This window comes from Paraburkholderia dilworthii (assembly GCF_000472525.1).
Lineage (GTDB): Bacteria > Pseudomonadota > Gammaproteobacteria > Burkholderiales > Burkholderiaceae > Paraburkholderia > Paraburkholderia dilworthii.
On record NZ_AWZT01000025.1, the window covers coordinates 1 to 23,350 of the forward strand.

The window sequence follows — 23,350 nt, forward strand, 5'->3', positions numbered from 1 at the left end:
TTTTTCTATGTCAAGAGCGCCGACTGGCCGGGAAACAAGCCGCATCCGTTGAAAGCGCTGACGGCCGCAGAACTTGCACAGATGCCCACCTATTACGTCATGGATCTCGGCAAGACGATGCCCGAGACCGTCGCTCCATTCCAACCCTCCGCGGCCGAGATCCTGGCCTGCAAATGGCTCACCGAGCCGGAACTTGAGGTGTACACGCAGGAGTATGGCCGCACTGGCTTTCAAGGCGCACTGCAGGCTTATCGCGTCTTTACCGATCCTCACTTAAACGCTGAGTTGCGTCTGTTTTCGGGCAAGACGATCGATGTGCCATCGCTCTTCATTGGCGGGAAGAGCGATTGGGGCACCTATTCGGCGCCGGGCGCGCTCGATCTTATGAGGACGAAGGCGGCGACGAGAATGGGTAGCATCGAACTGATCGACGGCGCCGGTCACTGGATCCAGCAGGAGCAACCGGTTCGGCTCAGCGAGCTCCTGCTCGCCTTCATCAAGGAGGTGGGTACGGCGGATCACACCAGCGGTTAGGCCGGGGAATACCGATCGCCGCTCCTGAAATAGTTCCCTCGGCTTCCGTTCGGTCCGCAACCTTCGACACGGCTTGAGCCTGAAACCGTGAGAGACAGCATCAAACCTGACGTCAAAAACGGACACTTCTATCTTGCTAGAAACGGATATCTGGATCTGGCCATGACATCGGCTGTTAGCCGAAGGTCCGGATGTCGCGTCTCCGCAAAATCGAAATTCCACTGCGACGCGCCCTCTCGATCACCCGTTCTCACCCCCGAAAACGCCTGCAGGCTTTGGCTCGCCCGCGCCGTTATCGGCGAACATCAGCAGCACCGCGCCGAGCAAACACATCGCCGCGATCACCACGAAGCCCGCGTTGGGCTGCCGAACAGCGCATCCGCGAAGGCCTTGACCAACGCGCCGAGGTTCCCAATCGAGACGATAAACGCAATCCCGCTCGCTGCACCCGTGCCGGTGAGATAGCGCGTCGGCAGGCGCCAGAACACGGCCTGCGATGCGGTCACACCCGGCACGGCGATGCAGCATGCCAGCACTAGCAGCAGCACCAGCACCAGCAGCAGCACTAGCAGCCAAGCGTTGTAACACGGCAGCCACATGAAAACGGGTAGCAACTGTAATGACTTTCTATCTCCCCTTCAGCGACGGACAAGCCACGCATTCGCCACTCACTCGACGACGTGCAGATTCGCCATTGGATTGCACAAAAGAACCCATCGCCAAAGCAGATGGCGATGGGCTCACGTTCACTCCGTCCGCGAATGGTGCTGCAACTTGAGTGCTCCGCTACAGCAGAGGTAAGCGTCGACGGGAACTGACGTTCCGCAGTTACCCGACCTCACACTGGCCACCGTGCGCAAGCTCGCGCGCGCACCGCGTCGCCATCGACAACGGTGACGATCCTGCCGCCGAAAAACGGCCAAAGCGTGAATTGCGACGGCCGTACCGTCAACCAGCTTTGCGACGACTATATCGAGAAGGCGCTGGCGCCGCCGCTCGCGCGAGGCGTCCTAAAGGAGCATACGCGCAACATCAACTCTCATTTACGGCCAAAGTCGGATCTCTTTAGGCCAACTGTCCGAACGAGTGAGGCCCACCTGTTTCGCCACTTCGCTTAACTGCTTCATTGTCACCGGCATAACGTCGCTCGCTTGAGAAACAAATTGCTCAGGCTCGGCCATCTTCCGCCGGCACAATACGCGCGCGGTTGGGAGTCCCCACTCCTCGTCCCATTCTGTTCGAAACTATCTGTCGACCGCATCCGCGCTCGGAAATTTCTGCATCCGGCCTGCGAATCGGCGCCTCTTTCAATTAGAAATGGTATGTCGAAAAGCTGCCCTTATAGAACAAAATAAACTTAAGACAAACGGAGGCTATGGAGGACATTCATCGCATGAGAATTTCAAATTTTCAGCGCCACTTCTCCTAGACCCTTTAATAAATATAAGACATGGACATGGCTTGCAAATTATTCGCGCTTGGAAAACAATCTGTAATGCGTCGGATGTTTAACCAAACCGCACAAATGTCATGTCCGACATTCTCATTGGAAACCACTTTCATCGAGCGAGGGCAGAATATGAAAAAAATCGCGATGTGCTGGCGCTCTCATTGATCGCTTCGGTATGCGCTAGAGGTTAGTGGAAAGACGGCGGCAACAAATAAAACAATGAACAAGACGAAATCGCTTTATTACGGTCACCGGTCCCCCGCTGTCGCCATCAGCTGTGCCGTTCGCTGGTACTTCCGGCAACAGCCATCAGCCATCAGCCAAGCCGCAGATATGAATGACACGTATGCAGCCTTCGCGACGCACGTCGCACGCAGACGTTTCTTTCCGCTTTGGCTTGATTCGGCAGCACTTTCGCCTTGCCCGGAGATCGGATGAAAGCAGCAGATCATCGGACCGTACTCAAGAAGCGCCTCGCCGCCCCGCATGGTTGGACCATCGACGCCAAATTCGAGCATGCTGGCTGTTCAGGAAAACTACGTTTGAACAGATAACATAGCTGTGCTCGTCAAGTTGACAAAGCCATCCCTACGCTAACGCGACAAAGGAACGCCTAAACCACGATTTCCGTCAATGCATTCATATTTCGACCAGCTAATATTCTTTTAAGAACCGCATTACCCACTCCCAATTCGCAAAGCCTAGTTAAAATTAAAAAAGGATGGAACTTATGGACGCTAACCAATTGCTATCTCCCCTCGTCGTCGAGCCGGGGAAAGGCCGCAAGCGCGTGCATTCCGTGTCGGCCTTGCACGACACTGCGAATGTCGCACTCTGGTACGACACGCGTCAACTTTCCCATTTACCGGATAGTCAATGCGCCGAGATCATTGAACAGATAATCAGCAGTGGTTTTAATGGCGTCGTATTCTACCTGGACAATTTTTCGACATTCTCGAAAGAATTTTCCGCTTCTCATTTCGCGCATGTTCTCCATCTCGCCGATGTCGCCCAATTGGAAGCCGCACAGGCTGAAAGACTGGTTTCGCCCACTGCCGACGCGGGGAACAAACTCATCATCAGCAGCGCGAACACGCAATTGCTCGTGCAGGCCGCCGAACTGGGCTGTGCGACTTGTTATCGAGCGCATGTAAACAATGCGGAATCGCTCTGCGACTCCTTCCGTTACGGCGTGCGTTACGACTACGTGATGGTTTCGTTCAAGGATCCGACCAACATTCCTCTCGAACTCGTAATAGCAGAGCTTCACAAGGAATCGGCGCATCTGCTTAAGGAGGTCGGAGAAGACGTCGATGATGCGGTCATCGCACTCGGTGTGCTCGAACTCGGCAGCGACGGCATCGTCGCCAGCTTCACCCAGCCGGCGCAATTCGATGCGTTGCGCGCGAAGCTGGACGCAGTTTGTCACCCCGCCATGAAAATTCAGGTAGGAACGGTAACGGAGACCCGTCACCTCGGCCTCGGCTATCGCGCATGCATCGATACGACGCACATATTCGAGCCTGACGAGGGTATTCTCGTCGGATCGACATCGACCGGTGGAGTGTTGTGCTGCCCCGAAGTGTTCCATCTGCCTTACATGGAACTGCGTCCGTTCCGTATCAACGCGGCATCGGTGCACAGCTATGTGTTCCATGCAAGCGACAAAACCAATTACATCACCGAACTGAGGGCGGGCTCGGCCATCACCGCCGTCAATGCAGCCGGGCGCACACGCCAGGTCTATGTAGGACGCGTTAAGACGGAGATTCGTCCGCTAATACTGATCGCGGTCAGTTTCGATGGCGGCGAGCAAGTCAACATCGTCATGCAGGACGATTGGCATGTGCGTATCTTTTCCGACAAGGCGCAACCGCGCCATCTGACTGAATTGAAGCCTGGCGATCGTGTCCTCGGCTACACCACACAGCCCGGCCGCCATGTCGGCGTGAAGGTCGACGAGCACATCATCGAAGTCTGACTTTCCAACGCGGCGCTGTATATGGTTTCCAAATTCCTATTCATATAGGACTACAAATGAAAACAGCAATCGTAACTGGTGCGACTGGCTTTGTCGGCAGCGCGCTGACCGCGAATCTGCTCGCAGATGGATTTCGTGTCCTTGCAGTCTCGCGTGATGATGAAGCCGGGCACCGCACATTGGCAGCTGTGCGCGAGGCCGCTAGCGGTTTTTCAATGGACATCGAAACCGGAATCGCGGAGCTCCTGCAAACCATTGATGCGGGACAGGGAACGCTCGCCGATGCCATCACAGAGGCTCATTTGTGCCAGGTGGACGTCGTCTGGCATTGCGCGGCGGAGATGAGCTATTCGCCGAAAAAGCTCGAATACGCGTTTCGCGTCAATGTGTGCGGCACCGCGAATCTCTACCGGAAAGTGGCGGCGAGTGGGCGCTGCAAGCGCTTTTATTATGTGTCGACCGCATACACGGCCGGCTTGCGGGGCGGTGATACGGCCGAAAAGCTGCACGTCGGCAATCCGTGTGTGAATAGCTACCAGATCTCCAAACTATGCGCGGAGCAATCGCTGTTCATTCTGCACGGAGAACACGCCTTGCCCCTAACGATCTTTCGTCCCACGATCGTGGTCGGGCATTCACGCACCGGTTGGGCGCGCCGCAACGGCTTCGGCATGTACATGTTCGCCGACGTGATCGCCGCAGCGAGCCAGGCAGGCTTAACCACCACCTGCATGAATCTGCCGCCTTTGGTGCGTCCCGATCTCGTGACGGTCGATCGGCTCGTTGCGGACATGGTCGGCCTGACGCTGCGCAACACGCAGGGCAGCGGCTTCGAAGTGTTTCAATGCGCGGGCAGCCGCCAGCTAACCACACAACAAGTCGTGTCGACGATAGGCGCGACGCTCGGTGTGCGCGTCACTTATGGCACACCGTTGACTTCCCTCGATCAGCGAATCGATCGGGCGATTGACCGGAATCGCCCATTCGCCAGCACCGACTGGACGTTCAGCCGGTCAAAGCTCGACGCGGCGCTCGGGCATCCGCCGGGGCCGCCAATCGTCGATGAGGCAATGCTGGGTCGGCTCGTTCGCTGGTATCAGTCGGACAATCCTTGCGCGACTGGTGACGCGACCGCCGCTGAAGCCGTGGCGGAGACGAGCCTGTGAAATCCGCGTCGCCCCTTATGGCGCCTACCGCTCGCAGCGGTATCGATGCACGCCTCGATGCGCTCTCAGGTGCACTTGCAGAACTCGCCAGCTATGACAACACCAACACGAACCAGATCGTGCTAGTGGACGGCGTGCTCGATGCGAACCGTCTGCGTGACGCAGTCGAGCGGGCGGCGCGAGCGTTCCCGCTTTTGTCGGCAGCCTATCCTCGTCGGTTTCGCCGATCGCGCCAGATCCGCGCGCCGCGTCCCGCATTCTCGGTACACAAGTGGGAGGGCAGTTGCGATCTCGCCGATGAGGCTTTCCGCGCATTGCTGATGGCGTTGAACGAGGCCCGTCGGCTCGACTGGAAGCACGGCGAGTCATTTCACGTTTACTTGGTGGTGGGCGATGTCAACCCTTCTTCCTGCGTGTATCTGAGCAGTGCGCATGCAGTCGCGGATGCACGCAGCGATTCGCTCCTGCTCGAGCGCATTGTGGCGGAGTACGCGTGCAGTGACGAGAGCAAAACAGCATCTTGTCCGCCTGCGGGCACGCATGGTTACGAGCCGCTGCAATCCATGCGTCCCGAGTGGTATACGGTAGCGGCCCGAGCGCGACGCCTCGGCCACGCGGCGGTTTCCATTGCTGTCGATCTCTGCCGTCGTGACAGGCAGCTTCGCGTCGGGCCAGCGCGTCCGCGCCAGTCGTCTTCAAACCCGCAGATCGACTTTTATCACGGCGTGATAGAAGCCGATCTGGAAGCGGATGTGCGACGCATCGCCAAACAATGTGGCGTCACGCTGAACACGGTCTTCGCAGCTGCGCTCGTGCGGTTGATTCAACGTCACGGCGTGGGACGGCCACCGGTGCGCCTGACATGCGCGATCAGCTTGCGCTATACGCTCGACGCGCGTTACCGGGATACATTTCGCAATTACCTCGTGGCGACAGGCCTGCGCATTGGATCGCCGCTTTCCGACCGTGCGCTCGTCGCTGCGGTCCACGACGCTGTGCGGCAGGCTCGCACGGACAAGCGGCTGGAGCTTGAACTGGGCAGGCTTGAATGGCTGGAGTGGATGCTTAGGTGGCCGGCGCTGTATCCATTGACGCAAGCCGTGGTGCGACGCGCGCAAGGCACCAACGCGTGCTATTCGAATCCTGGCCGAATCGATCTCGACATGAACGGACTGACGGGTAAGCAGGACACGCACGACCAAAGCGGACATGCCCGCCAACGTAACCGCTTCGTGGGCTTCGGCTGTCTCGTGCATCCGTATGACTTCATCTTCTACACGCCGACCGTGAATGGACGCGTGCAATTCGACTCGGTATTCCGGCGCGACGCGTTCAGCGATTTTCGCGCGCAGTTTATTGAACCGTATAGCGCTGAGCTGGCCGCGCTGATCGCGGGCCTTGACGGCACGCGCGTAGAGGCGGGCCCCATCGTGACTGGCTCGCTATGTGAGACGCGGTCGCGCCGCGCCAGCGCTTCTCCACGTTCTTGACAGGGACTCCATGAAAACGTTCGTTCTGATGCTCGTCGCGCTAAGCGTGGCGGCGCTGGTGTTATGGCTCTTTCTGGCCGTCAGGCAGATCGGGCTGATGTATCGGTTGTGCCGGCTTCGACACGCGAAGCCCGCGATGATCGGGCAACTTGAACGCTTTGCTGCAGGCGCTGGCGAACGCGTCATTGTGGAACTGGATGCGCCGCTCGACTGGGGTGCGGCCTCAGGCAAGCTGCCCACAAAGTGGACCGTTGCAGCCACGCACGACATGGTCTGTGCGCTCGGTGGCGCACTGGCAGAGCTAGGTGTCGCCGACAACGAGCGCGTCGCCGTGTACAAGCGCAATGAGTTCGACATCTTTCTTTTTTCCGTCGCTTCCAATCGCATTGGTGGCATCGCCGCACCGATCAATGTCAACCTCGATGGTTATGTCGCCGCCGCTTATGTGGATCGCCTGAAGGCCAAGGTGCTGGTCACGGATCGCGATGGCCTGGCGAAGCTTGCCGGTGCGCGTATGCCGATCCCGTCGCTGCGCGCTGTGATCGTGACGGATGGCGGACCTGACTCCGGCGATGCATGCGTATGCGATTCATCTGCGCTCGGCGTCGAGCCCGTATCGCTCGCATCGCTGCTGAGCAGGTCAGCCCCGTGTCCACCTGCACAGGTTCACGGCGCGGATGATCCCGCGTACATCTTCCATACGTCGGGCACCACCGGTGTCCCGAAAGGTGTGATCGTCTCGGCTGGCGGCATGGCCCAGGCGTTGCGCTCGGTGCTGCTGTTCAATCTCGTATCGCGTCGCGATTGCGCCTACCTCGCGTTGCCGCTCAATCATCAGGTTTCGCATCTCTACCTGTACGCGTTGTACGTACTCGGTATTCAGGCCATTGTCGGCGGGCGCATCGACGCACGGCACGCGTTGCAGACAATCGCCGTGCGGCGCCTTTCGGTATTCTTCGCGTTCCCGATTACCTATACGCGCATGATCGAGGAAGACCCCGATGCGTTCGACCTGTCGTCGATGCGCATCTGGGGCACGACGGCCGATGTGAGCCATGAGGTGCAGCAGCGTGCGTTCATCCGCTATGGCAGCTTCTTCAGGCGGCTCGGCATTCCGCGTCCAGGTTCGCTGTTCATCGACGGCCTCGGTTCAACGGAAGTCGGCATCGCAGCACTGCTGCGCATCGTCTCCCCCTGGACCCAGCAGTTCGCGCGCCGCGTTGGCCGTCCAACGCCCGGAGGCCCGCGTATCAGGATCGTCGATACGAATGGCGAGCCAGTGGCGCGCGGCACAGCGGGACGTCTCATGATCAAGGGGCCGTGCATGTTCCGTGGTTACTGGAACGCGCATGACCTGCTGTTCAGCGCCACGCGTGATGGCTGGTGGTTTACAGGCGACATAGTACGGCGCGAGCGAGGCGGCGAGTACGTTCATCTGGATCGCGAAGTGGACGTCGTACGCGGTCAACATGGGCCGGTGTATACGCTGCTGATAGAAGAGTCGCTGCTCAAGCATCCCGCAGTGCTCGACGTAAGCGTGTTCGGCATCCGCGACGGCGAACACGAGGTACCCGCCGCTGTGGTTGCGCTGCGCTCCGGCAGCCGTCCTTATGGCGCTGAAGAACTGCTGGCGGAACTGAACGCGAATCTCCCCGCTACGGAGCGGCTCGCACGGATCTGGATCAAGCCGTGGACCTCCTTTCCGATCGGCGCCACCGGCAAGACGCTGCGCCACCAATTGCGCGAGCGGTTTGGTGATACGCAAACGGAGCCATCGCGCGAGGGCACCGCGGCACATCACGCGCCGCATTCCGTGCAGATGACTGTCGATGGGGACCTGTCGTGAAGGCATGGCTGCCGATGCTGGCTGGCTGCGCGTCGTGCACCGGCGCGCTCGCCGCGGAGGGATCGTTCGCTGGACTCGAATGGCGCATGGATGCAACGACGCAGGCGATGCAGAACACGACGCGGTATGGCGACGCATTGAGAGCGATGAACGACGCATCGCTCAATGTTGAGGAACGTCTCGACATCATCGGCAAGTGCGCTGTCGCGTGGTGCCGCGACGCGAACCTTGTGCTGAAGCCACGCGTGCGGTATTTCGACGACGAATCCTCGAACGTCGGGCTGCCGCAGCCCAAACGCTTCGCGTGGAACGAGGCGTATGCGTCGGGTTCGGTGGGTAACGTCGGATGGCTCGTCGGCAAACGCTATCTGTCGTGGGGCCCAGGCATGCTTTACAGCCCGAGCAACCGGCTCTTCCCAGACAACGGCAATTCGACGCCGCGCCGCGAGATCGCGGGGAAGACGCTCGGTATGGTGAATCTGTCACTGTCTCCGTCGTTGAACGTGTCCGGCGTGCTTGCGAATCCCTATCTCGAGTCGGTGCCCGGCATTGACGGGCGCGGCACCTTCGGGTTGCTGCGCTCCGAGTACCAGACAGGCGGCGCACTGCCCTCCACCTTCGGGACGGTAGTCGCAGGCGGTGGCGCTTATCGGCCGTATGTCGGCGGATACGCCCAGCGTTTGCTGGGCGACGCCTGGACAATCGGCGCGGAATTCTCTGCGTCCTATGGCTATGCGAGCCAGAGCGGCAGCGCGCCCGCCCTGCGCGAGAACACGCACCGCGCGATGGCCGACGCGCTGGTTAACCTGCGCTATGGGCTGCCGTCGGGCGGAGAAATCGGTATCGAAGCGGTCTACAACGGTTATCGGTCAAGCAACGTAGAACAGCAGGTGCCTGCCTTGATCGCGCAACCCGCTGGCGGAATATGGCAGACCCGCAACCGTCCGCTGCATCCGTTGCCCGACGGCCGATATGCACTCGTACAACTGCTCACGCCGAGCGTTTTCGGCAATCGCCGCGTTGGATTCGTCGCGCGCTCGCTGTCGTCATTCGGACCGTTCGGCAACCAGACGTTTGCCGAAATTTCGTACAGCCCTCGTGACAATCTCACCGCTTACGTGGGCGTATCCAAAACTTTCGGCAGTCGCGATTCCGATCTCGTGCGCACGCTGGATCGCGAGATCTACGTGGCGCTCGAGCTTTTCATGTAAAGGAGCCAATCTTGTCGCTCGTGGAAGTGAAGTCCGTAACCAGGCAATTCCGGCTGGGTCAGTTAAGCGTCCGTGCACTCGATGACGTCAGCCTGCAGATCGAAACCGGCGCGTTCGCCGCGCTGACAGGGCCAAGCGGTAGCGGAAAAACCACGCTGCTCAATCTGATCGCATGTCTGGACATGCCGGACAGCGGCTCGGTGCTGATCGACGGCACCGCGACCTCACAACTGAGCGAGTCACAACTCGATCGCTTGCGCAGCCGCTCGATCGGCATGATCTTCCAGTCGTTCAATCTCGTACCGGTGCTCAATGCGCGCGAGAACGTCGAGTTGCCGCTGCGGTTACATGCCCTGTCGGTCAAGGAGAGGTGGGACCGCGTTGACGAGGCGCTCGATGCGGTTGGCCTGCTGAAGTTCGCCGGACAACGTCCTGACAGCCTGTCCGGTGGTCAAAGACAACGCGTGGCGATTGCGCGCGCACTTGCCGTCCGGCCGCGCCTCGTGCTCGCCGACGAGCCTACCGCGAGCCTCGACAGCGGCAACGCGTTCGCGCTCGTCGATTTGATGCGAACCTTGAACGAAGCGCATGGCGTGACGTTCCTGTTCTCGACGCATGACGACCGGCTGCTGGGCAATGTTCGCGACGTCATCGAGCTGCGTGACGGTCGCATCACGAGCCGGAATGCGCAGAGCGGCACACGCGTCGACCGCTCGCACCCAACCGCTGATCTACAGGAGGTGCCGACATGTTCTCGCTAGCGCTGCGCAACCTGTGGCGCGACCGGCGCCGCACGACTGCCACGATGATCTCGCTCGTCGCGGGCATGCTCGCACTGTTGATGTTTCTCGCGTGGACCGAGTTCGTCGAGAACGCCCTCGCACGAGTCGTTATCGAAGACGGAGGCAACGGACACGTGCAGGTGTATCGCAAAGGCGGTCCCGCCAACCTGTCCGCGTTTCCCGAGCGCTATTCGATCGATGCAGGCGAACGCCGTCTAGTGGCGGGTCTGGCGGGCGGGATCGAAGGCGTCACCCGCGTGAGCGCCGACATGACAGCCGTGGGCATGATCCAGCATGGCACTGTGAGCACTGTGTTCCTCGCCACCGGCGTTGAACCGGCAACGGGGCAGCATTCCGCGCTGGCGAAGGGGCTGACCGCTTCGTCCGATGGCGTTGATGTCACCGAGCTGGTGGCGGACCTGATCGGGGCGAAACCAGGCAATGACATTCAGCTTACCGCGGTGACCTACGGTAACCGGATGAACGCGATCGACGGCACCGTGACCGGCTTTTTCTCCACAGGCATCGAGGCCACCGAGGACAAGGGTGTTCGTATGCCTCTCACGATGATGCAAAGACTATACGACACAGACAGCGTGTCGCGAGTGATTGTCGGGTTGGCCGACCGGGCGAGCACGACACGCGTCCGGGCGGCGCTTGCATCGGCGCTGGAGCGTACTGCGCCCGGCCGCTTCGAAGTGACGAGCTGGCGCAGCCCGGAAGTCGGGCAACTGTACAACAGCTTCATGGGGTTTTTTGACATGCTTTTTCTGTTTACCGGCACGGTCATCGTGCTGATTGCCGTGGCAACCGTGCAGCATACGGTCGCGATGAACCTTGACGATCGCGTACGTGAGATCGCGACGCTGCGTGCGCTTGGCTATGCCCGGGCACGTATCGTCGGCCTGTTCACGCTGGAGACGCTGGCCACGGCGCTGATAGCCGCCGTCTCTGCCGTCGTTCTCACGTATGCAGTGGCGTGGGCCCTGCGCGAAACGGGGATGACAACGCCACTGCCGCGGGTCGCGAACCCGGTGCCGCTTATCTTGACGATGCCGTTTGCGCATGCGCTGCTACTGGCACTCGTGGCCAGCGCGCTTGTCATTGCGTCCAGCGCGTTCACGTGCTGGCGCCGCTTGCGCCGCGCGATGCGCGTGTCCGTTGCGCAACCCGGCGCGCTGACACGCGCGCTGGCCGGCGGCGCGCTCGCTGTGTGCTGCGTCGTACTGTTTGCTCATGCGCCGTCCGCGCGCGCGGAGTCGTCTGCGCCCAACGCGGCAACCATGACTAAATGGTTGCTCGTCAGCGATCTCGCGCGCGGCGGCATCGGTTCGGCGGGCTGGACCGTCCGTGTGCATTCCCAGGAGCCGGCGGGCATCACCGACACGACCTATCAGGTCGCGGTCAAGGACGGTGACGCCCTGATCCGCACCACCGAACCGAAGCGCAATGCCGGCGAGCGAATCCTGATTGCATCGCGCGCGATGTGGTACACAAAACCAGGGTTGCGCAGGCCTATCAGCGTGAGCCCGCAGCAGCGGCTCGTCGGCGAGGCTGCCAATGGCGACATCGCCTCGACTCAATACGTGCGCGACTACACACCCACGTTCGACGGCGAAGCAAACGTCGATGGCCGGGACTGCTACCGGGTCACGCTCAGCGCAAAGAGCAACGACGCGACATATGCAGGCGTCGTCTACTACCTCGAAAAACGGACGTTTCTGGGCGTGAAGGCGGAGTTCCTCACGACGTCCGGAGTCGTGTTCAAGACCGCAACGTTCGACTATCGCAATCGCGCAGACCTCGACGGAAAATCCACGCCGTTCGTATCGACGATGACGATTACGAACGCGAACTTCCCCGACCGGTTCAGCCGGCTCGAATACTCGAACGTGCAGGCCGCCGACTACCCGTCGAGCACCTTCACGCTCGGCAACCTGACGTCGATGTGATGTCGCCCTGCCAGGAACGAAGATGAACTCAGGCATTCTGCTGTCGTTGTCGCTGCGCAACGTTTTGCGGCACGGGCGGCGTTCGGTCGGAACGCTCATTGTGATGGCAGTGTCCGTGCTCTCGCTTGGCGTGCTGTTCGGATACGTGCAGGCCAACTTGTCGCTGACGAGGGACGCCTTCATGCGCTGGGGTGCACGGGGTCATCTGGTCATCGAACGGCCGGCGTCGCCGCTTGCGCAACTATTCGAAGGCGCGGCGCAAAAGCCGATCGACCTTTCGATGCAGCGCGAAATTGGCGCAGTGCTGGCGGGCGACGCCGCGCCGGAAGCAGTCGCGCGCGTGCTGCGAATTTCGGGGATGGTGTCGGGCGCGAATGTGACGACGGTATTTGCGGGCCTCGGAGAGGACGTCGCAGCGACCCGTCAGATCAAGGGGCCAGCGTACGAATACGACGTCGTCGCGGGTCGTCCACTGTGGATGGCACCTCGACCGGACGATGCACTGCTCGGTCAGGGCCTGGCCGGCGTGCTGGGCTGCAAGGTACCGTCGGCTGGCTTCGCGCCATTGCGTCCGGGCGAGCAGCCGACGCAGCGGGAGCTCGCTTGTCCGCCCGGTCCCGCGCAGCTTTCGGTGGTGACCGAGGGTACGGGGCATGTCAACGCCATCTATGTGCGGCCGGGCGGAATCATCGACTGGGGCATCAGGGAAGTGAACGAGCGGCTCGTGGTGCTTCCTCTTGCGACCGCGCAGCGCATGATGAATAGCGATCATGTATCGGCGTTTCATGTGCTGCTGCGCGACGGCGAAGATATGCGCGCTGCGCAACGACGCATCACCGCTGAATTCGAGCGGCGCCAGCTCGACGCGCACGTGTTCCTTTGGTCGGACCGTGCGGCGTTCTACTGGCAGGTACGCGGTGTGTTGCTGTCGTTCTTCGTGTTCGTGCTGGCGATCGCGATGATCGTTTCCTTCATGAGTCTGCTGAACGCCAGCTACATGAACTTCATGAGCAGGCGCCGCGAGTTCGCCACGTTGCGCAGCTTCGGCTATACGCGTGGCTTTGTCATGCGACTCGCGGCCCTCGAGAACGCCTGGCTTGCCATCGCCGCTCTGCCGGGCATCGCCGGCGCGCTGGCTGTCACAGCAGTAGTGCGCTCAGCAGGCTGGATGTGGACGCCACCGGGATCAAGCAACGCAGTACCGGTCACGATCGAGTGGGTGCCCCACGTTTATCTGGCCAGCATGATCGGCCTCGTGCTGCTAGCCATGCTGGCGAGCCTGATTCCGCTGCGCCGTATTCTCGCCATGCCGATCCGCTCGGCGCTCGCCGACGCATGACGGCCCGGTTTTTCGACAACCCGAACGTCAATTTGACGTTGCTGTCACCAAAGAGGACCTATGACAGAGATTGCACGCAAGCGACGCTGGTCGCGGTTCGTTGATCCGCTGAGTGGCGCCGCCCTGATCGTCCCCATCGATCACGGCTTGACGATCGGGCCGGTGCCCGGCATCGAAAGAATCGGATGCATCGCAAGTTGGCTCTCTAGCGAGAGTCTGACAGGTGTGGTGGTGCATAAGGGGCTGGCCGAACAGCTGGGACTCGCCGTACCGTGCGGCATGATGATTCATCTGAATGGCACGCTATCGCTCGATACGCAACCGGACAGCAAGGTGCTGCTGACCTCGGTTGACGCGGCGTTGCGTCTCGGCGCCGATGGAGTGTCGATACAGACGAATTTCCACGCAAACAACGTCGGCGAAAACCTCCGCTTGATCGGCAAGGTCGTCGACGAAGCGCATTTGCGCGGCTTTCCAGTTTTGCTGATGTTGTACGACAAGAATACGCAAGGCAGTGCGGCCGAGCGCATCGCGCGTTTGCGTCATCTGATCCGCGCCTCTGTCGAACTTGGTGTGGATGCGCTGAAGCTGGCCGCGCCCAACGACTTTTCGGCCATCCCAGAGCTGATCGAAGGCGTGCAGCGGCATACGCACATTGTCTTTGCCGGCGGCGATCACAAGACCGACGAGCAGCTGTTCGAGCTAGCGCGCACTGTTATTCAGTATGGCGGCAAGGGCCTGTGCGTGGGCCGCAACGTATTCCAGCGCGACGATCCGAGCGTAATCCTCCGCGAGTTACTGACAAACTTGCGCGCGGCGCGCGTCGCGGCAGGCGGGCGGAACGCATCGCGCGACGGCGGCGTGGCCACGCAGCGTATCAACTGGCCGGGCGGCGTAGCGGCCCGTGCTCGCGATTTCGCAGCACTTCCATGAGGACGAAGCGAATCACGGATTCCGTCGTCACCATGCGCGGCTGTCCAAGGAGGTGATCATGGATATGTCTTTACCGCTGCGCCCTGATTGCGTCGATGTGCTGGTGGATCGGCACGTTCGCGCGGGTCGCGGCTCGCATCCTGCTCTGATCGAATGCGCGGACGACAAGCGAAGGGTGTTGACCTACGCGCAGTTAGCCGCCGTGACAAAGCGCTTCGCTGGGGAGCTCGCCATCGAATTGGGTGGAGGACGTGCACAGCAGCGTGTCGCCATCGTCGGAAGTTCGACGCTCGAAACGATTGCCGCCTGGCTGGCCACGATGCGCGCAGGCCATCTGCCTTTCCTCGTACATCCGCAGCTGGATCGAGGCGCGTATGAGGCAATCTTCAGCGATTTCGACCCTGTACGGGTGCTGTGCGACCGCACCGCAAGCGTGCCGGACGCGTTGCCGTTGCCGGCAGTCGAGACGTACCTGTCGACAGATGTCGAGAGTCCTGGGCCTGGCTGGCCAGATGCGGCCACGCATTGGCCTGATCTGGCATCGATGCGACCATTGCGCGCCGCGTTCTGTCTTGCATCGTCGGGCTCCACGGGTCGGCCGAAGATCTGCGTGCATTCGCATCAAGCCATTGCGCTGTTCGAGCAGCATGTCACCCGCCCCATGTGGAACCTGCGGCCCAACGACGTGGTGCTCGGCACGAGTGGGCCATATTTCTCGTTCGGTCTGCAAGGCATTCACCCAGCAATGTCGATAGGCGCCACCGCAGTGCTGTTGCCTCAATGGCATCGCCACGAGGCATTCCTCGCCACTATCGAACGCGAGCGTGTCACCGTGTTCCTCGCCGTGCCAACGCTCTGTCATCTGCTGATGACACGTGCGTCGCGGGCTTATCAACTCGATTCGCTCCGTCTTTGCCTCTCGGCCGGCGAGCGCTTTCCGGTCGTGCTGCGAAATCGGTGGCAAGCATTTTGCGGCGCGCCGACGCTCGATTCCGTTGGCACAACCGAGACTTTCCTTCCGTATCTATCGGAAGTCGTGGGCGAAGCGCCAGGCATGCAGGAAGTCGGTGCGTTCGAATACACCTGGACTGCTAGTGAGCGGGAGTTCGCCGAGTCGGGCGAGGTGCCTGAGAATGTGCCGTTCCACCCGCGCGTTGCTGGCGATGCACTGATGCTCGGCCGCTACACGTCTGAAGGAGACGGTGGCTTTGTGCCTGCGGCTCACGTGTTCGAGTCGGGCGATCTGTTCTTGCGGCATGACAGTGGATGGCACTTCGTTTCGCGCCGCTCGGAACGCGCCAAAGTGGCGGGGCATTGGGTCTCGCCCCAGGATCTGGAGGACTTTCTGCTCGTCGATCCGCGCGTGCTGAAGGCAGCGGCTTTGCCGGTCGAAACCGAAGAGGGGCTGACACGGCTACGCGCGTATATCGTTCTCGTTGATCCGGAGCATTGCACGACCGCCGTCGTCGACGAGCTAATGCAGCGGATGCATCGCGAACTGCGACCCGGTGCGCTGCGCCCTGACCGGATCGAAGTCGTGGCGGAGTTGCAAAGCACGCCGAGCGGCAAACTCAAACGGGAAGAATTGCGCAGCGTGCAGTCACAAGGCGTTGGATGTGTGCCTTTCTGACGCCCGTACAAATGTCTGAGCAGCGAGTCCGACGACAAGATTGGCACGACACGTCGCGATAGAACGTGCAATACGCTTCGCACCTCGTGTTCGTCGGGGTGTCTATCAATGCGGGCATCACCTGTTTATTAAGGAATATTGAAATGAGTGTGCGAGACAATTCTTTCTATTCACACATTAAGGATGCCGAAGTTGCTATCCGGAAACGTATCAATGCGCATCCTTTCATCGTAGGCTGTCGCAACGGATCAGTCCGCCGCGAACAACTCGATAGACTTCTCGTTCAGCACGCCCTGTATGGCACCCACTTCACACGCTATCTGACGGCGTTGATGTCGAATTTGCGTTCTGGCGAAGAATGTCTGCAACTTGCGGAGAATCTGGTCGAGGAGTTTGGATTGGACTCTCCAGATTCCGTGCCCCATTCGCGCTTGTTCCGGCAGATGCTGGCCACGCTCGAGATCGAACCGGAAGGGCAGCGGATCTTGCCGGAAACCCAAAACCTCATTGAGACGATGTACATGCAGTGCCGCCATTCGGACCCGGCGCGTGGACTCGGTGCGTTGTGCTTTGGTGCAGAGGCACTGGTTCCGGACTACTACGCGGCGCTTGTCGAAGGTTTCGAGCATGTCGGTGTGCCGCGCGATCGCCTGCTCTTCCTGACGCTGCATATCGAATGTGACGACGGACACGCTGAAACGATGCGGCGGATACTGGAAAATCTGCTCGCTGACGATCCGGCAGCGCTCGTCGCGATGACCTCCGCCGGCGAGACAGCGCTTGACGCGCGTCTTCGTCTGCTAGACGCAATGATGGAAGGAGAAGAATGATGAGCCACACAACCAGCTTCAGTTCCGCCGATTTCCCCGCCGTACCGCCCGAACTCGACGTAGGTCTGCCTGACCGGCTTAATCACAAAGATGTTTTGCGGACGCACGCGCAGGCCTTCTCGACCGAACGGTGCCATCCGGTAGCAGTCGTCGACCTTCCGTCGCGCGCAATCAGCATGACGATCGGCGCTCTGGCGCCGAGCCAGGCAACGCGCATGCATCGCCATAACTATGAAACGCTAATCTACGTGACAAAGGGTTCGGGCGAGTCGGTCGTGGGGTCGCGAACCGTGAAGTGGCAGGCGGGCGATGCGATTTATGTCCCGGTCTGGTCGTGGCATCAGCACATCAATACCGGGAACGAAGACGTCGTCTACGTGGCGTGCGAGAACGCGCCGATGCTGCAGAATCTCGGCGTTGCGCTCCGGCAGGAGAAGTAACAGCGGCGAGGTGGCGGCGGCGCGCCGCCATGCGCCCACCGTAGAACGCAATGATTCTGTCAATCCGGGATCGCAGCGAACTCCGGATTTGGCGGTGAGGATCGACGGCTTCTTCAAGTCGGAACGAGTCGTCTTACCAAAGGGAAGTCTATGCGAGAGCAGCAGCAATTTAAGGCAACTCTGACAGAAGTGCCCGACCCGTTGGGCTGGGGTCTCTTCGCTCATGCCGTCCAGCTTGAGGACCTGCGGGGCGATTCGTCACTCAGCAGATATCGACTGGTTATTCGTCTGAGAACAGAGGCAACGACAGATGAAGCCGAAGAACTCAGACGTTTGCTCAACCGGATCGCGGTCTGTGTCAATCTGCGTTAACGATAAGCGATCCGTTATCGACGTCTCCCTCGACAGAAGCTTGCCTTCGAAAAACGAATCCCTTGCGGAGCAGGTAACCCAAACAAGGACGACGCGCGACGATTCAGCACATTAGATCACACTATGATATATATACACCTCTAGCGCCACCGACCATCAGCGGTCAAGCAAGGGGAATCATGAGTGAACACAAGGGTGATTTCGCAACAGATGTGCGGCTTCTGCGTATCAGTGCCATTGCAGCGGTCTGCGGCGCCTTGAGCACCGTCGCCGCCGATTTTCTGCTGCATCTCATCCGCCTCTTCACGAACTTGTTTTTCTTCCAGACGATATCCGCGGCGAATCATTCGCCGTCGCAAAACACGCTCGGACTTGTTGTCGTTGCGGCTCCAGTGATTGGTGGCATCCTGGTGGGATTGATCGCGCGATTCGGCTCCGAGCAGATCCGCGGCCACGGCATACCCGAGGCCATCGAAGCGATCCTGTTCGGCAAGAGCAAGATGTCGCCCAAAGTGGCGATCCTCAAACCGCTCGCCTCGGCGATCGCAATCGGCAGCGGCGGCCCGTTTGGCGCGGAAGGCCCGATCATCATGACGGGCGGAGCGATCGGCTCGCTCGTTGCTCAATACTTCCATCTGTCGAGTGCCGAAAGGAAGGCGCTGCTGGTAGCGGGTGCGGTGGCCGGCATGACAGCGGTATTCGGCACGCCGGTTGCCTCCGTGCTGCTCGCCATCGAGCTTCTGCTATTTGAACTGCGGCCTCGCAGTCTCCTGCCCGTCGCCATTGCATGCGCGGTGGCCGGATTTACCCGGCCGCTCCTGCTGGGCAGCGGGCCGTTGTTTCCGCTACATACGATGCCGCTCGGCCCGGTCGGTCTGGTGTCGTCGGCCATTGCGGGAGTCGTCGCCGGTGCGCTGTCCTGGGGATTGTCCTCGGGGCTCTACAAAGTGGAGGATATGTTCGGCAGACTGCCGGTCCACTGGATGTGGTGGCCGGCGTTGGGTGCAATTGCAGTCGGCATTGGCGGATATTTCCAGCCGCGCACCCTTGGCGTCGGCTACGACGTCATTGGAGACCTGCTACAGAACCATCTTGCCTTGCACGTCGTGATCGCGATCGTCCTCGTCAAGGCGGTGATCTGGGTTATTGCACTCGCCTCCGGTACGTCCGGCGGCGTACTGGCTCCGCTGCTGATGATGGGCGCAGGCGTCGGGGCAATTGCCGCCCCTTACATGCCCGGAGGTCAGCCTGCCGTCTGGCCGCTCATCTTCATGGCTGCTGCGCTGGGCGGCATGATGCGCGCCCCAGTGATGGCAGCAGTGTTTGCATTCGAGTTGACGGGCGACGCGAATGCCTTGCTCCCCCTGCTGGCAGCCGCGGCAACCGCTTATGGTTTCACGGTCCTTCTCATGCGCCGCTCAATTCTGACGGAAAAGGTTGCGCGCCGCGGCTTTCATATCTATCGCGAGTACAGCATCGACCCACTGGAAAGACATTACGTCGACGAAGTCATGACCCGCACCGTCGAGACGATCGATGCGAAAACGACAGTCGCCGATGTGCTCCGAGACTATTTCGGCTCACGGCAGAAGTATCGCGCCTATCCGGTTGTCTCCTCGGGGGTCCTGGTGGGCATGGCAGACCGGGCGCTAGTCGATCAGATTCCCGCTGAAGAAGCCGGTGCACCCCTCGGTACGTTCCTCGCTCGGGTACGGCCCGAAATCGCGCTACCGCGAGAAACTTGCAGAAGCGTGGCCGCGCGCCTCGCAATAACCGGACTCGACCGTGTTCCGGTGGTCGAAGACGAGAAGACCCTCCGCCTGCTTGGAATCGTATCGCGGCACGACCTGGTCAAGCCGTCCATGTCGGTTTTCGCTGAAGAGCATGAACTCGAGCAATTCCGCCGCGTGTGGATTCCGAGGAGCGCGCGGTTCGCACCGACGAACAAGCGGGACGATGTCCCGACCGGGCAGGCCGATGTTGGGAGCTAAAAAACCACAGAACAGCGGGGAGATAGGGATGCCTCATGATGGCAAGGTAACCCGGCGGCTAAGCGAGGTGGGTGCGCAGATCGGCATGTCCGCGCGCACCCGGCTACGGGCGAGACGATCGCGCGATGATGAACGCTCCGGACACCGAAGCTTTCCGCGATCCCGAAGCCGGTTTCCGCCAGGACCTTGCGGGAACGCGACGGGCATCTGCCGCCGGACTACTACTCGATGGTGCTGGATCCACGCATGGTCTATTCGTGTGTGCCTCCTTAAAGCATGCCCCGCGAAGCGAGATTGCGATAAAGCGCGCGCACACCGAAAGTCCACGGCGCGACCTGAGTGCACAATCCTACCGTATTGATTAGCGCACCGAGTTCCGGTGTCGAAATGGTCACCTTGTCGCCCAGGTGATGCGTGAAGCCCCCGCCCTTCGTGTCGCGGTCCTTGATAGGAGAGAACATCGTGCCGAGGAACAGCATGAAACCATCGGGATACTGGTGATGACGTCCCCACGTCTGGGTGACGAGGTCTGCGGGGTCGCGACTGATTTCGCTCATGTGGCTAACGCCCTCCAGGACAAAGCCATCGTCTGCACCTTCGACGCGCAGCGAAACACTCGCCTCGCGGATCGAGTCGAGGTCAAACGATTCGTCGAACAGACGCACGAAAGGACCAATGGAGCATGACGCGTTGTTGTCCTTGCATTTGCCCAGCAGCAGAGCCGAGCGCCCTTCGATGTCGCGCAGATTGACGTCGTTACCCAATGTCGCGCCGACAACCTCGCCACGGCTGTTGACTGCAAGCACGATTTCCGGCTCCGGGTTGTTCCAGTTGGACGCCGCCAGCAGTCCGACGTCTGCCCCGAAACCGACTGCGGACATCGGCTGCGACTTCGAGAAAACTTCGGCGTCGGGACCGATGCCGACTTCCATATACTGAGACCATGCGCCGCGTCGTTCCAGTTCTGCCTTGAGTTTCATCGCTGCTTCCGAACCCGGCTTGATTTTTGACAGGTCGGTACCGATAGTAGCGGCGATGGTTTGTCGGACCTCCTGGGCTTTGGCTGCGTCTCCGCCCGCCTGCTCCTCAATCACCCGCTCAATGAGGCTGACCGCGAACGTGACGCCACATGCCTTGATTGCGTGAACGTCATTGGGTGCAAGCAACCGTGTTGCATGTTCTTGCGCGGGAACCAGGTTTGCGTCCACCAGTTTCTCAACAGAGCCAAGCGTCTCGCCTGCAACCGTCCGGGCAAACTGAACGACGTCTTCACGGTCGAACAGGTCCGCGGTCGTCGGCACACTCGCGGTTATATCCAGTACCTCGCCGTTGCGGACAACCACGACTGACGGCCCTTCGTATGCGGCCGTTTTGCGCCAGACGCGACCGACAAGCAGCGCCCGCTGGAAGTCTTGCGGCAGATAGTTGGTGTGGAATCGTGAAGTCATGGTAACGATTGTCTCCGTGCACGTAGGAAGATTATGTCGGCCGGCCTGGTATCGCTGCTTGCAGTCAGAGCCGCCGGTTCAGTGGGAATGTCGCGGGTTGCCGCGCTCTTCAATGACTTTCAGATACAGCGTCGCGGGCTCGAGGCATCCACCCGTGGACAACTGACCGACAGTTTGTCGATATAGCTCTTGCCACGGGGTCTGCGCCGGCGGAATCGCGAAGCTGACTGTCTCACGACGACGCGCAAGCTCTTCTTCATCGACCAGCACGTTGACAGTCCGCGCATTCAGGTCGACGCGCACACGGTCGCCCGTTTGCAGAAGAGCGAGCCCGCCGCCCACGGCTGCCTCCGGCGACATGTTCAGGATTGAAGGGCTGGCTGACGTTCCGCTTTGGCGGCCGTCGCCCATCGTCGGGAGCGACGTTATACCTTTACGCACAAGTTCGGCGGGTGGGGCCATGTTGACGACCTCGGCACTGCCCGGATAACCCACGGTCCCTGCACCGCGAATGACGAGAATGCAGTGCTGGTCAATATTGAGCGACGGGTCATTGATGCGCGAATGATAATCCTCGGGTCCGTCGAACACGATTGCCCTTGTTTCAAAGGTGTTCTCTGCGCCGGGCTCGCTCAGATAGGTATTTCTGAATGCATCACCGACGACAGACATCTTCATGATGGCGCTGTCGAAGAAGTTTCCCGACAGGACGATGAATCCAGCACCATGCTTGAGCGGCTCGTCCATTGTCTTGATGACGTCGCGGTCTGGTTGCGCTGCGCGATCAGCGATAGCGCCGATGACCTCGCCCGATACGGTCATGCAGTCACGATGCACGAGCCCAGCGCGGTCGAGCTCGCGAAGTACCGCGGGAACCCCGCCGGCGCGATGAAAGCTCTCGCCAAGATATTCGCCGGCCGGCATGCAATTCACGATAAGCGGCACGTTTTCGCCGACGCGCTGCCAGTCATCGAGGCTCAGTTCGACGCCCATGTGACGGGCAATCGCGATGAGGTGCGGCGGACAATTGCTCGACGCGCCTAGCGCCGAAGCCACGACAATGGCGTTCTCGAACGCCTCCTTCGTCATGATTTTTGATGGCCGCACGTCGTCCCGCACAAGGTCGACAACACGCTTGCCGGTCGCATACGCCATCTGACCTCGCTCCCTATAGGCGGCCGGGATGCTCGCACAGCCTGGAAGCGACATGCCTAGCGCCTCGGCGAGACTGTTCATCGACAACGCCGTGCCCATCGTATTGCAGTGCCCAATGGACGGCGAGGAAGCGGTGGTCAGTTCCATGAACCCTTCGTAGTCAATCTCGCCCGCCGCGAGCAGATTGCGCGCGTGCCAGATGACTGTTCCCGACCCCACCCGTTTTCCTTGATGCCAACCATCGAGCATCGGGCCGCCCGACAACACGATGGCCGGCATATCGACCGTTGCGGCGGCCATCAGGCAAGCCGGTGTCGTCTTGTCGCAGCCTGTCGTCAGAACGACGCCATCCAGAGGGAAGCCGTGCAGGATTTCGACCAGACCCAGATACGCGAGATTGCGGTCCAGCGCTGCCGTGGGGCGGCGGCTTTGCTCGGCGAGCGGGTGAACCGGAAACTCCATCGGAATGCCGCCTGCGTCCCGAATGCCGGCCTTTGTACGCGCCGCAAGTTCGATGTGGTGACGGTTACAGGGCGCGAGGTCGCTGCCTGTCTGCGCGATACCGATGATGGGCCGGCCGGACTGCAGTTCCTCCCGCGTAAGGCCATAGTTCATGAAGCGCTCAACGTAAAGCGCGGTCATGTCCGCATTGGCAGGGTCGTCAAACCATTCCTGGCTGCGCAGGCGCCGTGCATTGAGCTCAGTCATCCGTTGTACTCCGTCGTTCGATGTCTTGACGATGTGTTAGTCATTATCGCCGTTGTTGCCCACCGCGTTAGCGCCTTACGACGCTCGCTGCG

General features: G+C 60.6%; 17 protein-coding genes and 1 pseudogene. 15 read left to right on the top strand and 3 right to left on the bottom strand.

All coding sequences use genetic code 11. The features are described 5' to 3' along the window. The coding region (locus F759_RS0120775; RefSeq protein WP_027801570.1) for an alpha/beta fold hydrolase at positions 1 to 534 on the top strand (534 nt) is incomplete at its 5' end. Between the two features lie 341 nt (positions 535 to 875). On the opposite strand, the gene F759_RS0120785 is transcribed toward F759_RS0120775, so the two are convergent. Then, entirely contained in the window at positions 876 to 1,133 is a 258-nt protein-coding gene (locus F759_RS0120785; protein ID WP_027801571.1) for a hypothetical protein, read from the bottom strand. A 1,070-nt stretch (positions 1,134 to 2,203) separates the two neighbouring features. Here F759_RS0120785 and F759_RS45425 point away from each other — a divergent pair. From F759_RS45425 to F759_RS0120860, 14 genes and pseudogenes are all read left to right on the top strand, one after another. Next, a pseudogene (locus F759_RS45425) lies at positions 2,204 to 2,296 on the top strand (IS6 family transposase); the annotation flags it as partial. A 418-nt stretch (positions 2,297 to 2,714) separates the two neighbouring features. Continuing rightward, entirely contained in the window at positions 2,715 to 3,965 is a 1,251-nt protein-coding gene (locus F759_RS0120795) for a 3-dehydroquinate synthase II (protein WP_036024865.1), read from the top strand. A 56-nt stretch (positions 3,966 to 4,021) separates the two neighbouring features. Beyond that, positions 4,022 to 5,131: an SDR family NAD(P)-dependent oxidoreductase gene (locus tag F759_RS38105; RefSeq protein WP_051377372.1), complete on the top strand. Its 1,110-nt coding sequence runs from the start codon at positions 4,022 to 4,024 to the stop codon at positions 5,129 to 5,131. After that, entirely contained in the window at positions 5,128 to 6,621 is a 1,494-nt protein-coding gene (locus F759_RS0120805; RefSeq protein ID WP_152530678.1) for a hypothetical protein, read from the top strand. The genes F759_RS38105 and F759_RS0120805 overlap by 4 nt, the downstream gene beginning before the upstream one ends. A gap of 10 nt (positions 6,622 to 6,631) precedes the next feature. Beyond that, positions 6,632 to 8,467, top strand: coding sequence for a class I adenylate-forming enzyme family protein (locus tag F759_RS38110; RefSeq protein ID WP_051377374.1), 1,836 nt, complete (start codon positions 6,632 to 6,634; stop codon positions 8,465 to 8,467). Continuing rightward, on the top strand, positions 8,464 to 9,678 hold the full coding sequence (locus tag F759_RS0120815) for a hypothetical protein (protein WP_152530679.1): 1,215 nt from the start codon (positions 8,464 to 8,466) through the stop codon (positions 9,676 to 9,678). The genes F759_RS38110 and F759_RS0120815 overlap by 4 nt, the downstream gene beginning before the upstream one ends. Positions 9,679 to 9,689: 11 nt before the next feature. After that, a complete protein-coding gene (locus F759_RS0120820; RefSeq protein ID WP_027801576.1) occupies positions 9,690 to 10,439 on the top strand; it encodes an ABC transporter ATP-binding protein in 750 nt (249 codons plus the stop codon). Then, the gene (locus F759_RS41030; RefSeq protein WP_027801577.1) at positions 10,427 to 12,412 is read left to right on the top strand and encodes an outer membrane lipoprotein-sorting protein; all 1,986 of its coding nucleotides are present in this window, start codon (positions 10,427 to 10,429) and stop codon (positions 12,410 to 12,412) included. The genes F759_RS0120820 and F759_RS41030 overlap by 13 nt, the downstream gene beginning before the upstream one ends. 22 nt (positions 12,413 to 12,434) lie before the next feature. Next, positions 12,435 to 13,751 carry an ABC transporter permease gene (locus F759_RS0120830; protein ID WP_036024867.1) on the top strand — a complete coding sequence of 439 codons (1,317 nt, stop codon included), beginning with the start codon at positions 12,435 to 12,437 and terminating at the stop codon, positions 13,749 to 13,751. Between the two features lie 60 nt (positions 13,752 to 13,811). Then, entirely contained in the window at positions 13,812 to 14,684 is an 873-nt protein-coding gene (locus F759_RS38120) for a class I fructose-bisphosphate aldolase (RefSeq protein WP_051377376.1), read from the top strand. A gap of 58 nt (positions 14,685 to 14,742) precedes the next feature. Next, complete coding sequence (locus F759_RS38125; protein ID WP_063829662.1) at positions 14,743 to 16,314, top strand: AMP-binding protein; 1,572 nt, start codon at positions 14,743 to 14,745, stop codon at positions 16,312 to 16,314. A 65-nt stretch (positions 16,315 to 16,379) separates the two neighbouring features. Further along, on the top strand, positions 16,380 to 17,144 hold the full coding sequence (locus tag F759_RS38130) for a TenA family transcriptional regulator (protein WP_152530680.1): 765 nt from the start codon (positions 16,380 to 16,382) through the stop codon (positions 17,142 to 17,144). Next, entirely contained in the window at positions 17,144 to 17,584 is a 441-nt protein-coding gene (locus F759_RS0120850) for a cupin domain-containing protein (RefSeq protein WP_209440504.1), read from the top strand. Before F759_RS38130 ends, F759_RS0120850 begins: the two co-directional genes overlap by 1 nt. A gap of 551 nt (positions 17,585 to 18,135) precedes the next feature. Further along, positions 18,136 to 19,947, top strand: coding sequence for a chloride channel protein (locus F759_RS0120860; protein WP_027801581.1), 1,812 nt, complete (start codon positions 18,136 to 18,138; stop codon positions 19,945 to 19,947). A gap of 269 nt (positions 19,948 to 20,216) precedes the next feature. Here the strand turns inward: F759_RS0120860 and F759_RS0120865 are convergent, their stop codons facing one another. Continuing rightward, on the bottom strand, positions 20,217 to 21,395 hold the full coding sequence (locus tag F759_RS0120865; RefSeq protein WP_027801582.1) for a fumarylacetoacetate hydrolase family protein: 1,179 nt from the start codon (positions 21,393 to 21,395) through the stop codon (positions 20,217 to 20,219). Positions 21,396 to 21,473: 78 nt separating this feature from the next. Continuing rightward, positions 21,474 to 23,258 carry an IlvD/Edd family dehydratase gene (locus tag F759_RS0120870; protein WP_027801583.1) on the bottom strand — a complete coding sequence of 595 codons (1,785 nt, stop codon included), beginning with the start codon at positions 23,256 to 23,258 and terminating at the stop codon, positions 21,474 to 21,476. Positions 23,259 to 23,350: the final 92 nt, after the last annotated feature.

Coding starts and splice junctions, on each gene's coding strand:
- F759_RS38110 (WP_051377374.1), top strand. CDS start 6,632: ATGAAAACGTTCGTTCTGATGCTCGTCGCGCTAAGCGTGGCGGCGCTG.
- F759_RS38105 (WP_051377372.1), top strand. CDS start 4,022: ATGAAAACAGCAATCGTAACTGGTGCGACTGGCTTTGTCGGCAGCGCG.
- F759_RS41030 (WP_027801577.1), top strand. CDS start 10,427: ATGTTCTCGCTAGCGCTGCGCAACCTGTGGCGCGACCGGCGCCGCACG.
- F759_RS0120795 (WP_036024865.1), top strand. CDS start 2,715: ATGGACGCTAACCAATTGCTATCTCCCCTCGTCGTCGAGCCGGGGAAA.
- F759_RS0120860 (WP_027801581.1), top strand. CDS start 18,136: ATGAGTGAACACAAGGGTGATTTCGCAACAGATGTGCGGCTTCTGCGT.
- F759_RS0120830 (WP_036024867.1), top strand. CDS start 12,435: ATGAACTCAGGCATTCTGCTGTCGTTGTCGCTGCGCAACGTTTTGCGG.
- F759_RS38125 (WP_063829662.1), top strand. CDS start 14,743: ATGGATATGTCTTTACCGCTGCGCCCTGATTGCGTCGATGTGCTGGTG.
- F759_RS0120870 (WP_027801583.1), bottom strand. CDS start 23,258: ATGACTGAGCTCAATGCACGGCGCCTGCGCAGCCAGGAATGGTTTGAC.
- F759_RS38120 (WP_051377376.1), top strand. CDS start 13,812: ATGACAGAGATTGCACGCAAGCGACGCTGGTCGCGGTTCGTTGATCCG.
- F759_RS0120865 (WP_027801582.1), bottom strand. CDS start 21,395: ATGACTTCACGATTCCACACCAACTATCTGCCGCAAGACTTCCAGCGG.
- F759_RS0120785 (WP_027801571.1), bottom strand. CDS start 1,133: ATGTGGCTGCCGTGTTACAACGCTTGGCTGCTAGTGCTGCTGCTGGTG.
- F759_RS0120850 (WP_209440504.1), top strand. CDS start 17,144: ATGAGCCACACAACCAGCTTCAGTTCCGCCGATTTCCCCGCCGTACCG.